This is a genomic window from Pseudoalteromonas sp. T1lg21, assembly GCF_002964625.1.
Taxonomy (GTDB): Bacteria; Pseudomonadota; Gammaproteobacteria; order Enterobacterales; family Alteromonadaceae; genus Pseudoalteromonas; species Pseudoalteromonas gelatinilytica.
Genome location: NZ_PQBX01000004.1, coordinates 368,923 through 381,692, shown reverse-complemented (window position 1 = coordinate 381,692; position 12,770 = coordinate 368,923). Strand labels below are relative to the sequence as shown.

Genomic DNA, 12,770 nt, shown 5'->3' with positions numbered 1-12,770 from the left:
CCTACACTAAAGACTAATATTTGGTACAAATTTATTTCGTCTACGAACTATTTTTAGTGTTCATACGTATAACTTGCAATGAAATAAATAGGTAGCAACCGGCCGTTTAGCTCTCTGCTAAACATAATCACAACAAGAGGTATTCATGAGCGAACATCATGACAAGTACAGTATCGACAATACCGACTACACTGTCGGTCAGGACAATGTACAAAAATGGGGTTTTGATGTGCACAACCCTGTTTTTGGCATCAGTGCGGGTTTAATCGCGCTATTTTTAGTGGCAACACTCATTTCAGATGCTGAAACAGCAAAAACAACCCTAAATGGCATTAAGAATGACATTATTAATAACTTTGATGGCTTTTTTATGTGGTCAGCAAACTTATTCGTATTGTTTTGCCTTGCGTTGATTGTTTCACCCTACGGTAATATTCGCTTAGGTGGCAATGACGCAAGACCATCTCATTCTCGAATTTCATGGCTAGCCATGCTCTTTGCTGCGGGCATGGGTATTGGCTTAATGTTTTGGGGCGTCGCAGAACCTGTGGCTTACTTTACAGGCTGGTACGAAACGCCACTCGGCGTTGAAGCTAACACCCCAGAAGCAGCCAAACTTGCAATGGGTGCAACCATGTTCCACTGGGGTCTTCACCCTTGGGCAATTTACGCGGTTGTTTCGCTTTCTCTCGCGTTCTTTTGCTATAACAAAGGCTTGCCGTTATCTATTCGTTCGATTTTTTATCCTCTTTTAGGTGACAGAGCCTGGGGTTGGCCGGGTCATATCATCGATATTTTAGCGGTACTTGCTACGTTATTTGGCCTTGCAACATCACTTGGCTTAGGTGCGCAACAAGCGGCTGCAGGTATTAATCATGTATTTGGTACTGATGCAGGAATTGGCTTACAAATTGGTGTTATCACTGGGGTAACGTTACTTGCGGTGATCTCAGTTGTTCGCGGTATTGACGGCGGTGTAAAATTACTGAGCAACGTTAATATGGTCATTGCCTTCGTCTTGTTAGTGTTTGTTGGTGTTGTCGGTTTTGCCGCGGCATTTGGTAATATCCCGAATACAGTAATGGGTTATGTTGAAAACATCATTCCATTGAGTAACCCGCATGGTCGAGAAGATGAAACATGGATGCACGGATGGACCGTATTCTACTGGGCTTGGTGGATTTCATGGTCACCATTTGTTGGTATGTTCATTGCGCGCGTATCTGAGGGCCGAACAATTCGCGAGTTCTTAATTGCCGTATTGCTTATTCCTACTATCGTTACCATCTTTTGGATGTCAATTTACGGTGGTATCGCCATTGAGCAAGTTATTGATAAAGTGGGTGTGCTAGGTGAGAAAGGCTTAACTGATGTACCTCTTGCTATGTTCCAAATGTTTGAAGCCCTGCCAATGTCGCAAGTGCTTTCGTTCATTGCAATTGTGCTAGTACTCGTGTTCTTTATCACGTCATCTGACTCAGGTTCATTAGTAATCGACTCAATTACCGCTGGCGGTAAAGTGGATGCGCCAGTGCCACAACGTATTTTCTGGGCAACAATCGAGGGCGCTATTGCAGCTGCACTTGTTTGGATTGGTGGCACTCAAGCTATCGAAGCTTTACAAGCCGGTGCAGTATCTACGGGCTTACCGTTTACCTTTGTATTGTTATTAATGTGCGTGAGTTTAATTCTTGGTTTGAGAACAGAGCCAAGAAACTAATCACAAAACTTTAAATAACAAAAAACGCCGCACTGCGGCGTTTTTTATTATTTAAGCTTTACCAACTATTTTTAAATACCCGACTAAAGTCAGTGCTACTCACGTTATATAAGTAACTCACCTAATGGTGTATCAGAGCGATAATGGTAGGCAAGCTGTGCTTGTAATAGCTCTGCGGTGGCTATGGCATCATTAAGCGCATTATGATTTTGATAGGCCGGCAATGAATACCGAATACGCGAGTCAGCTAATCGTACTGAGTCGAGCTTAGAATTAAATAACCGTCCTAGTATGCCTTGCTTTGCTTTAAGCGCTCGCGTTTCAAGGTCTAGCGTGTCTATAACTGCAAACTCAAGTCCTTCCCCTAAACGTGCTTGCAACGCTTGATATAAGAAGTGCCGTTCAATAGGTGCAAAATGAACCACAATCACTTTGCCTTTTAATGCAGCTAATAAAGGCTCCATGATAGAAGAAAAATCTGGTGCTTCACTCACTTCTGAGTGAGTTATACCATGAATAACAATCGACTCTGCAGCGAGCTTTTGCCGTGGTTGAACAATCCAATGCTTGCTGTATTTGCAAAAAATTCGCTTTGAATTAAAAGGCACTAATCCCACACTGACAATATCGTCACCATCAAAATTTAGACCAGTCGTCTCAAAATCTAGCGCGACCATAGGAACGTCGCTGATAGGCATGCTTAAATCATTGATGGCTGAAGAATAAAACTCTTGGATTAATGGCTGTTTACTTACCTTTAGTTGCTGCTGGTAGCGGCTTGGCCAATCAAGTTTAGCGCCTTGCTTTGCCATTATTTCATCCCTGAGTTAGCTGAGTATCTGAATTTAAGGAAATTCTGTGCTTTATCTAAAATCGCAAATGCCTCTTTAAGATTGCGCTGCTCAAAGGGTGATAGTAAATGAGGCTCAAGATCGTTATCAGGCGCTTCATCAAGTTTTTCAATTTGCCATGCTTGGTGCCTAATTCTTACCATCGCAATGTACTCTAGCGCATCACGTAAATCCTGCGCTTTACCCTCAGGAAGTAATTTGGCATCAATAATATCTTCTAGTCGCTCAAATGAATTCTGTTTACGGCTACCGATAGCTAATGCATGCACACGTATTACATCAGACAAAGGCGCTGTGCCACGGCGTTTTAAGTTCATAGAACGCTTGTGTTGCCCATTATGCTCTAACACAAAGTCTTTAAAGAAACCTAGAGGCGGTGTTCTGTTGCGCGCATTCGCAGCAAGGTTCGCCAAGAAACGTTTATTCTTACGCCCTTCTGTTGCGATAAAACGCTTAAGTTCATCAGCCCATTTGTTTTTACCGTACACACCGTCTAAATCAAAAAAGATCGAGCTGTGTAATAAAGCCTGCGGTTTTGGTTCGGCCATCCAATCTGCAAATTGTTCTTGCCACTGCTCGCGAGTTAAACGCCATTTTTTGAATGACGCCATGATTTCACCTTCACAGTACTTATAGCCACACTCAGCTAAACCATCGCAGACAAAGTCAGCCAAATTTTGAAAGTATTCGTCGTGTAATTCTTCGTTAAAACCATTATCGAGGATAATGGCGTTATCTTGGTCGGTAACGATTAACTGTTCATCACGTGCCATAGAGCCTAAAGCAATAAAACAGTATGGCACCGGTGGCGGGCCATACTTTTCTTCGGCTAAATCAAGTAAGCGTTGTTTAAATGTACGACCTATAACGGCCATGGCCGTACCTATCATGTGGGAGTTAGCATCCTCGTTCACCATGCGTACAAAGACATTAGGTAACTGCCTTGCATAGTGAGCTAAATCTTCAACCGACTGCTGCGCTAAAATACCCCGCACTAGCAATAAACTGCTTTGTGATTCGTAGCGTAAGATATCTGATTGCGAAATAACACCGATAGGCTTTTTCTTCACAACAACTGGCAGGTGGTGAATATTGTCTCTGAGCATTGCAAGTACTGCTTCAAACACATAGGCATTGCTATCAAGCAAAACTAAATCGGTTTGCATAATTTGCGCTGCTGGGGCTTCATAGCTTAAGCCATTTGCAATCACACTGGTACGTAAATCACGGTCGGTAATGATGCCAACTACTTGGCCGTCATCATCATCAGGATCATCACTGATCGGTTTATCTGCATCAGTGACTAATACTGATGAAACTGACTCTTGCGTCATCAACTGTGCAACCATTTGCACAGACGCATCTTTTGCTACAGTAACAACATCGCGATGAAGAAGTGACTTGACCTTAGCGGTTGTTAAATCGTTGCTGTCTGCTTGCTCTACAACAGCTTGATGAAGCCTAACATTACCATCGGCTTCAAAAAAATCAGCAAACACGTCGTATTCATCACAATATTGGTTAAACAACTCAACATTAATGCAATAAACTAAGGTATCTTCAAGCGCCTTTGCTGGGAAACGCACTTTGCGGTTCATCAGCAAACCCATTTGCCCAAATATCCCCCCTACCGTTAAGCGGTTGTATAACTCACCATCACGGCGATACATTTCAACAGCACCGGTGCGTATAACATATAGATCAGCGATATCTTCGCCGTAATTTAATATTTTTGTACCCGCACGAAAATAAGCGATTTCGACTTGTGAGGCGAGTTTATTGACGGCCTCTTCAGGAAGATCATCAAACGGAGCATGATCAGAAAGAAATTGGGCAATATCGACATGTTCGGCTTGCATACGCGTACCTAGTTTATAGCATTTGTATTAATTGTGAGGGTAATTGGCTATTTTTTCAAAGAAAAATAGCCAATTCAATAGGATTAAGCATTTTCTAACTCTTCGGCCAGAAGTTTCGACTCATCACCTCTTGGTTTAGTAAAGCGAGCTAAACCAAGGTATATGACAGGCGTTAGATACAGGGTAAATAACACCGCAAGTGCTAAACCGCCAAATACCACCCAACCAATCGCGTTACGAGCCTCAGCCCCCGCGCCGGTAGATAAAATAAGTGGTAATGCTCCTAGTAAGGTTGAAACCAGTGTCATCGCGATTGGGCGAAGGCGAACCAATGCTGCCTCTTCTACCGCAGCTCTAACCGATCGGCCATGATCACGTAATTGGTCGGCAAACTCCACCAGCAATATGGCATTTTTAGCAATGAGACCAATCAGCATCACTAAACCTATTTGCGAGTAAATGTTTAATGATGTACCCGTTAGATAAAGCGCCAAAATCGCTGATGTAATACCAAACGGTACTGTGATCATCACAACAATTGCACTATTTACACTTTCAAATTGCGCTGCCAAAACCAGTAGTACGATTAAAAAGGCCAATACATAGGTTACTAATACTTCATTAGCGGTTTCTTCAAAAGTTAATGCCTCACCTTTAAACGCTAAGCTGATGCCAGCAGGCAGAGATTGCTCTGATATATCACGGATTTTTGTTACAAGCTCAGCAATGGTAACGCCTTCTGGCATTTCCATACTTAGTTCAATAGCACGGCGCTGCGCATGACGCTCAAGCTCAGCGGCAACACCTTCTTCAGTAATCGTTGCAACACTACTCAGTGGCACCAATTGACCATTTCGGCCACCAACATACAAGTTAGCTAAATCACTTGGGTTTGTGATTGTTTGGTTTTGTGCTTGCAACATAATTGGGATTGATTGGTCACCAATGTTTAAATCGGCGATATCATCACCATTGATTGCTGCTCGTAGTGTCACAGAGATATCACTGAGCGATACACCAAGCTCTTCAGCACGACGCCTATCAATGTTAACCCGTAATTGTGGCTGTGACGGCTGATATGAAATACGCACAGGCGCCACTTCTGGCACTGCTTTTTCAATTTCAGCAGAGAACTCTTGCGCGGCTTTAAATATCTCGAGGTAATCTTGCCCTAATAAAGCAAGCTCAATACCACCGCCTTGACCACGTAAGTTCAAACTATTTGAGCCACCTGTGTAACCAGCCGCACCAGGAATATTCCCTAAAGGTTCACGTATTTTATTGATAATTTCTTGCTGACTAAAATGACGTTCGTCCCAATGTTTTAGTGGCACAGTGATAAATACAATATTTGGATCCCATTGCCCAACCACAGTGTAAATAGACTCAATATCACCACTTTCAACATAAGGCAGTAAGATATCTTCCATTTGCACCGCTTGCCTGTCCATAAAGTTCAGGCCAACACCATCAGGACCTCGGGCAAAAATACGGATTTTACCGCGATCTTCTGTTGGTAATAACTCGTTATCTAGGTTGAAATAAAGTGCCCCAGAGCCTGCTGCAACCAACAAACATGCAAAAAAGGTAAGCCATGCATGCTCAAGCACACCATGTATTGTGCGCTTATAAACGGCGGCTAAACCATGGCCAACTTTCGCAAATAGATGAAAACCACCCTGCTTTAATTTCAATTTTGAAGTCAACGCAGGTACCAAAGACAGTGCTACAAAGCTTGAGATGATCACAGCGCCAGCTAATACACCACCAAACTCTCTAAATAGGCGTCCTGCTGTTGAAGGTAAAAAAGCAATAGGCACAAACACCGCAGCCAATACGGCGGTTGTTGCCACAACAGCAAAGAATACTTCACGCGTACCAACCACTGCAGCTGCACGGCGGCCCAGACCTAAGCCCCGCTGACGTTGTATATTTTCACTAACCACAATGGCATCATCAACAATTAGGCCGGTTGCTAACACTAATGCAAGTAAAGTAAGAATATTAATTGAGAAACCAAGCGCCCAAATAAGTGCTAAAGAGCCAATTAATGCAACAGGTATTGCAAATGCAGGAACCAGGGTTGCGCGCCATGAGCCAATAAACACCCACAGTGTGATCACCACTAACAGCACGGTTAGCAACAAGGAATTAATGACTTCATCAACTGAACTTCTGATAAACTGCGCATCATCAGAGGTGAGAGTAAATTCCATTTCAGGAAAACGGACTCGCATACGCTCGATTAAAGTGAGCACTTCATCAGAAATTTCGATGGTATTCGATTGCGCCTGACGAATAATTTCCATGCCAATGACAGGTGTACCATTAAGTCTTACGAACGAACGCGGATCAGCTGGGCCAAAGTAAACAGCTGCAACATCGCCAATACGGGTATCGTCGCGAACGATGATATCGGCTACTTGTTCAGCAGAAATTGACGTTGCATCAGCACGAACGATGACTTGTTGATCACTTGATTTTAAACTACCTGCAGGCACATCAAAGGGAGCCTGACGAAGTACGTTAGCAATATCTGGTACGGTAAGGTTAAAACTGCTCAGCTTAAGTGGGTCGATACGCACTCTAAGCACCCGTTCACGGTCACCATTTAAGCGAACATCGGCAACTCCAGGAATAGTTAAAAACTGCGGGGCTAAGTCAACATCAACACGCTCTGTTAGTGCCTCAAGGGATAAGCTATCACTTGATACCGTTAACGATACTACCGCTTCGGCGTCGTTATCGGCTTTAATAATTGATACCCGTTCAACTTCTTCGGGTAATTCTCGCTGCACACGGGCTACCGATTCACGCGTTTCATTTGCAGCATCATCTAAATTAACACCGGGGCGAAACTCAACCACGATACGAGCATTGTTTTCTTCACTTTGCGCACGAATCGACTTTACACCACTTACCCTCGCAACCGCCCCTTCGAGCTTACTAGTCACTTCGGTATCTACGGTCTCCGGTGAACCACCCGGAAATGACGCTGATACGGTAATACGTGGTCTATCAACATCAGGAAGCTCACGTACTTCAACCCCTGCTATTGCAGCAATACCGGCGATAATAATGAGTAAGTTAAGTACCACAATTAAAACAGGGCGACGTATCGCCATTGATGGTAAGTCTTCCATCATAGGTTGCTGTTTCATCATTACTCCTTGGCTAGCTGCACTTCATTGATGAAATTAAGCTCTTGATTAGGTCTTAGGCGCTGAACGCCTTCTGTCACCAATAAGTCACCTTCGTTTAAGCCACCAGAGACTAACAAACGCCCTGCTAAACGCTGCTCAATTTTTACATCAACACGAGTTGCTTTTTTATCGACACTCTTCCATACGTAAGGGCCTGCAGCACCCCACATCATGGCAGCTTCGGGTACGACCGCAAACTCTTCACCCAGAATATTTATGTGCACACGAAAACTCATACCCGGCATAAATTGCTGGCCATTATTATCAAGTTTGGCTTTTGTTCTAAGTGTGCGGGTTTGGGCATTGATACGCGAATCAAGCTCTGCCACCTTAGCCGTATACCCTTTATCGCCTAACCAAGGCACCACTTCGACCGAGGATTTTTGTTTAAGCACTGATATAGCGGCCTCTGGGGCATTAAAATTGATATAAAGTTCAGAAATATCATCGATAGTGGCAATGGCTGTTTGGGTTGTGATCCTGTCGCCTACTTCGACGTCAGTTAAACCCATAACACCACTAAAAGGAGCACGAACTTCGCGGTCTTCACGCTCTGTTTGGGCTTGCATTAACTGGACTTTTGCAAGCTCATAAAGCGTTTTCGCATCATCTAAATCACTTTGTGGCACCGCACCACGGGCGTGGCTTTCTTCAAGCCTTTTCATGGTGCGCTCAGCATCTTTTAATGTAATTTCGGCTTCGATCAACGCTGCTTTTTGTCTACGTGAATCAAGCTCTAATAGTAAGTCACCTTTGGCAACGTTATCGCCTGGTTTAAAGTAAACAGCGGTGACTCTGTCACCAACGGCTGGGTAAAGTGTGACTGAGTGGATCGCTTCAGCGTTACCCACTGCTTTTATCTGTTGTTTAGACTTTTCAACAGACACTGATTCTACAACTACATTAGCCGCCTCAGCGACGGAAACACAACTAATACAGGCAATTAAAGTCCATGTATGTAACTTGCCAATTGTCAAAATTTCACCTAAATAAGAATCGTTTAAATTGTTACGAAGTGTAACAGCTTTGTGATCAATAAAAAGATGACTTCGTTTAATAAACAATTAGCCAAGGTGAAATAAATGCATACATCGCCTTTGTTTTCAAATTAAGAACGACAATGTGATGAATCGACCCCTTTTAAGTGTGCTTCGCTTGCAATGGTAACCTCTACACACCCTGAGTTAATATCAACTTGTTCCTTTTGAATTAGCGTAAAACTCCCTTCTTGCTCTGAACGTAATGAATATTCAAAGGCATCGTTGCTTCCCTCTGCAATTGCAGTAAAAATCCCGCCGACCAGTGCTCCAGCAAGGGCGCCTGCAATCATCTCTTCGTGGTTGCCATCTAATTCATCAACAAAACCTATCGCAGAGCCTGCTGCTATACCCGTTTTAACATTCGATGATAATTTAACGGGTTTTACTGATGTTACCTTTGCATAAAAGCGTTTGATCATCACATTTTGGTCGGCTCTATCTACCCCTTGTGTCGCGCAGCCACCTAAAAATAATAAACCTAGCAGTAATTTATTCATTCTATTCTCATCCCATCAGTATAAAAGCTTAAGTTAGATACTATTCCTAACATCAGTTAGAGACTGTTTAAGATGTGTAAAAAACTGTATGTAGCAAAAACGGACAGACATAAAAAAACCCCAGACTATGCTGGGGTTTCTATCAATTTATAAAGCTAACATTTACTGTTGGCGCTGTGCTTCTTTTTGCGCTTTTTTAGCTTCTTTACGCTTACGAAGAACTTCTTGCGCTTCGTTGCCGATGTGACCTTCGCCACGCGCTTGTGCTAATTCGATTTGCTTTTGACGCTCAGCAAAGCGTGCACGTTGCTCTTCTGTTAGGCTGTCGTGACAGTGGTGACACGAAACACCTTCCATGTATTCAGGCTTTTGCTTTTCTTCTTCAGTGATAGGCATACGACAGGCATGGCATTGGTCGTAAGAGCCTTTTTGTAAGTCGTGATTTACCGCAACGCGGTTATCAAATACAAAACACTCACCTTCCCACATGGTTTCTTCTTTTGGTACTTCTTCTAAGTACTTAAGGATACCGCCTTCAAGGTGGAATACTTCGTCAAAACCTTGCTCTTTCATATACGCAGTTGATTTTTCACAGCGAATACCACCGGTGCAGAACATAGCGACTTTCTTATGCTTTGCTGGATCTAGGTTTTCTTTTGCCCACGCTGGGAATTCACGGAATGTTTTAGTGTTTGGATCAACCGCATTTTGGAAAGTACCAATCTCGATTTCGTAATCATTACGCGTATCGATAAGAATCACTTCAGGGTCTGAAATTAACGCGTTCCAATCAGCAGGCTTAACGTATGTACCCACTACTTCACGTGGGTCTATACCTTCAACACCCATAGTTACGATTTCTTTTTTAAGTTTTACCTTAGTACGGTAGAACGGGCATTCATCATCGTATGACTCTTTAGTCACAATGTTATCTAGGTTTGGTTGTGCATCTAACCATGCTAATAGATTATCAATACCTTCGCGCTTAGCAGAAACAGTACCATTGATACCTTCAGCCGCAAGTAACAAAGTACCGCGTACTTCATTGTCTTCCATTACTTTAAGTAATGGTTGGCGAATAGCTTCAAAATCTGGAAGGGCTACAAATTTGTAGAGTGCGCACACAACAAAGTGCTCGCTGGTTACATTGTCTTTATGAACAGCAGTCATGGTTTTACCTTTTGCCTTAAATGCCCATGTGGGGCGTTAACCGAATCGTAAATCCGGCGCATTGAGGGCGCGTATTTTACGCGAATTAGCGATAATTGCAAAAACTGATGCGAAATAGCTGTGTTTTTACTGTCTCCTAGCAAGGCAAGTACGTTATAATGAACAAGATTTACTAAATTTTGCTCATCGGAGATTACGCATTGCATTTTACTGAACTTGGGATTGATACACGCCTCGAAAAACAACTTGCGCATCAAGGCATCACCCAGCCCACTGACATTCAAGCTCACGCGGTACCAACAGCTATCGCAGGCCATGATATTTTTGCACAGTCAAAAACAGGATCGGGCAAAACGCTGGCGTTTTTATTACCTGCTGTACAGCGTGTAATGAAACAAAAAGCACTCAGTAAACGCGACCCTCGCGTTTTAATCGTTGCGCCTACCCGCGAATTAGCAACCCAAGTATACAGTCAATTAAGACTATTAATTGCCGGAACAAATATTAGTGCCGTTAAAATACTGGGTGGCGAAAACTTTAATGACCAAATTAAGGCGCTACGCAAAGACCCACACTTTGTAGTGGGCACACCGGGGCGTTTAGCTGACCATTTAAGTCAACGTTCATTACAGCTTTCAGGCTTAGAGCTTTTAATTTTTGATGAAGCTGACCGTATTTTAGATTTAGGTTTTACCGATCAAGTTAAAATGATCAACGAGCTTGCTGATCACCGTTTACGCCAAACGCTATTGTTTTCAGCAACCCTTGACCATGCACAAGTTGATGCCTTGTCGCGTAACTTATTACGTTCACCAAAACAAATACTGTTAAGTGCCTCTAACGAGCAGCATAGTGACATTACCCAGCAGCTTTATTTAGCTGATCATCTAGATCACAAAGAAGCGCTACTAGAGCACTTTGTAAAACAAGACAATGTTGGCCAATGCATTATTTTCACTGCAACACGTGCCGATACTCAGCGTTTAAGCCAATTATTATCTGATAAAGGCCTAAAAGCACAAGCACTTGCGGGTGACTTAACACAGGCTAAGCGCCTTGAAATTATGGATGCCTTTAGCCGTGAAAACTTTAAAATTTTAATCACCACTGATGTTGCATCACGTGGTCTTGATTTATTAAGCGTGACCCACGTAATTAACTTTGACCTGCCAAAACATGCTGAAGAATATGTGCACCGTATTGGTCGTACTGGTCGCGCAGGCTTTAAAGGAACTGCTATTTCGTTAGTGGGCCCGAAAGATTGGCCTAGCTACAAAGCAATTAAAGCATTTTTAAATGATGAATTAAGCTTTTTCACCGTTGACGGCCTTGTTGGTAAATTTAAAGGTCTGCGTGAGAAAAAACCAAACACTGTTTGGAATAAAGCAGAGAAAAAAGTGGCTGCAAAACCTATTAAACCAAAACGCAAAGCAGCCCCTAAAAAGCCTAAAGCCCCTATTCAAGCACCAATTGATGTAGATGGTTTTGCTCCAATGCGCCGTAAGAAAAAGCCAGAACAGGAATAACAATGAGTATTTTAGGAACCACACAAACCCTTTTCGTTAACGAAATGTCTAACGAAGGTGCTTATTTAGATGGCCGTGATTTAGGCGAAGTATTCTTACCAAGCAAAGAAATTGATTACGAACTAGAAGCTGGCGACAGCGTGCAAGTATTCATTTACTTAGATCACGCAGGTCACCCAACCGGTACCACGAAAAAACCATTGGCTGAGGTAGGCGAATTTGCCCTACTACGTGTTAAAGCTATCAATAGCACTGGTGCGTTTATGGATTGGGGCCTCGAAAAAGACGTACTAGCGCCATACAACGAACAAAAGCCAAAAATGAAAGACGGCTTTTCGTATCTTGTACGTTTATACCTAGATAATGCTAGCCAACGTATTTGCGCATCAAGCAACTTTAATAAGTTTTTATCGAAAGAAGAACCAACTTACGCAACGATGGAAGAAGTTGACTTAATCGTTGCCGGTAAAACAGACCTTGGCTACAAAGTACTCGTGAACGAAGCCCACATTGGTGTTGTTTACTACAACACGGTATTTAAAAAGCTATTTGTTGGTCAGCGCTTAAAAGGCTTTATTCAAAAAGTACGTGAGGACGGCAAAATCGACGTACTACTTGAAAAGCCAGGTATGGGCAAAGTAAACGACTTAGGCGAAAAAATATTAGCTAAATTAAAAGCCGAAGGCGGCGTACTTCACCTAGGTGATAAGTCAGACCCTGAAGCAATTAAAAAGACTTTCTCAACCAGTAAAGCAAACTACAAAAAAGCCATTGGCGGTTTGTTTAAGCAAGGTTTAATCGAGATTGAAGCAACGTCGATTAGATTGAAGNCGAGTTGCGAGTTGCGAGTTGCGAGTTGCGAGTTGCGAGTTGCGAGTTGCGAGTTGCGAGTTGCGAGTTGCGA

General features: G+C 42.9%; 8 protein-coding genes and 1 pseudogene. 3 read left to right on the top strand and 6 right to left on the bottom strand.

The window, feature by feature from the left end; all coding sequences use genetic code 11:
- The first annotated feature begins 145 nt into the window (after positions 1 to 145).
- A complete protein-coding gene (locus tag C2M25_RS04225) occupies positions 146 to 1,720 on the top strand; it encodes a BCCT family transporter (RefSeq protein WP_105180480.1) in 1,575 nt (524 codons plus the stop codon).
- A 104-nt stretch (positions 1,721 to 1,824) separates the two neighbouring features.
- Here the strand turns inward: C2M25_RS04225 and C2M25_RS04220 are convergent, their stop codons facing one another.
- The 6 genes from C2M25_RS04220 to trhO all read right to left on the bottom strand — a co-directional run bounded on the left by C2M25_RS04220 (position 1,825) and on the right by trhO (position 10,340).
- Positions 1,825 to 2,532: a 3'-5' exonuclease gene (locus C2M25_RS04220; RefSeq protein ID WP_105180479.1), complete on the bottom strand. Its 708-nt coding sequence runs from the start codon at positions 2,530 to 2,532 to the stop codon at positions 1,825 to 1,827.
- Positions 2,532 to 4,430: a DUF294 nucleotidyltransferase-like domain-containing protein gene (locus tag C2M25_RS04215; protein WP_105180478.1), complete on the bottom strand. Its 1,899-nt coding sequence runs from the start codon at positions 4,428 to 4,430 to the stop codon at positions 2,532 to 2,534. Before C2M25_RS04215 ends, C2M25_RS04220 begins: the two co-directional genes overlap by 1 nt.
- Before the next feature lie 83 nt (positions 4,431 to 4,513).
- Complete coding sequence (locus tag C2M25_RS04210; protein ID WP_105180477.1) at positions 4,514 to 7,591, bottom strand: efflux RND transporter permease subunit; 3,078 nt, start codon at positions 7,589 to 7,591, stop codon at positions 4,514 to 4,516.
- 2 nt (positions 7,592 to 7,593) lie between these two features.
- Positions 7,594 to 8,610 (bottom strand): efflux RND transporter periplasmic adaptor subunit, encoded by a 1,017-nt coding sequence (locus C2M25_RS04205; RefSeq protein ID WP_082874084.1) that lies wholly within the window; start codon positions 8,608 to 8,610, stop codon positions 7,594 to 7,596.
- Between the two features lie 131 nt (positions 8,611 to 8,741).
- Positions 8,742 to 9,170, bottom strand: a complete 429-nt coding sequence (locus C2M25_RS04200) for a hypothetical protein (protein WP_063705447.1) — start codon at positions 9,168 to 9,170, stop codon at positions 8,742 to 8,744.
- A gap of 162 nt (positions 9,171 to 9,332) precedes the next feature.
- A complete protein-coding gene (gene trhO / locus C2M25_RS04195; protein WP_105174083.1) occupies positions 9,333 to 10,340 on the bottom strand; it encodes an oxygen-dependent tRNA uridine(34) hydroxylase TrhO in 1,008 nt (335 codons plus the stop codon).
- A 200-nt stretch (positions 10,341 to 10,540) separates the two neighbouring features.
- Between trhO and C2M25_RS04190 the strand changes: the two genes are divergently transcribed.
- Together C2M25_RS04190 and C2M25_RS04185 are read left to right on the top strand one after the other, a co-directional pair.
- Positions 10,541 to 11,866: a DEAD/DEAH box helicase gene (locus C2M25_RS04190; protein WP_105180476.1), complete on the top strand. Its 1,326-nt coding sequence runs from the start codon at positions 10,541 to 10,543 to the stop codon at positions 11,864 to 11,866.
- A 2-nt stretch (positions 11,867 to 11,868) separates the two neighbouring features.
- Positions 11,869 to 12,696, top strand: a pseudogene (locus C2M25_RS04185) (CvfB family protein); the annotation flags it as partial.
- Positions 12,697 to 12,770: the final 74 nt, after the last annotated feature.

Bases quoted from the DNA above. Each gene is read 5' to 3' on its own strand.
- trhO (WP_105174083.1), bottom strand. From the start codon at position 10,340: ATGACTGCTGTTCATAAAGACAATGTAACCAGCGAGCACTTTGTTGTG.
- C2M25_RS04220 (WP_105180479.1), bottom strand. From the start codon at position 2,532: ATGGCAAAGCAAGGCGCTAAACTTGATTGGCCAAGCCGCTACCAGCAG.
- C2M25_RS04210 (WP_105180477.1), bottom strand. From the start codon at position 7,591: ATGAAACAGCAACCTATGATGGAAGACTTACCATCAATGGCGATACGT.
- C2M25_RS04200 (WP_063705447.1), bottom strand. From the start codon at position 9,170: ATGAATAAATTACTGCTAGGTTTATTATTTTTAGGTGGCTGCGCGACA.
- C2M25_RS04225 (WP_105180480.1), top strand. From the start codon at position 146: ATGAGCGAACATCATGACAAGTACAGTATCGACAATACCGACTACACT.
- C2M25_RS04215 (WP_105180478.1), bottom strand. From the start codon at position 4,430: ATGCAAGCCGAACATGTCGATATTGCCCAATTTCTTTCTGATCATGCT.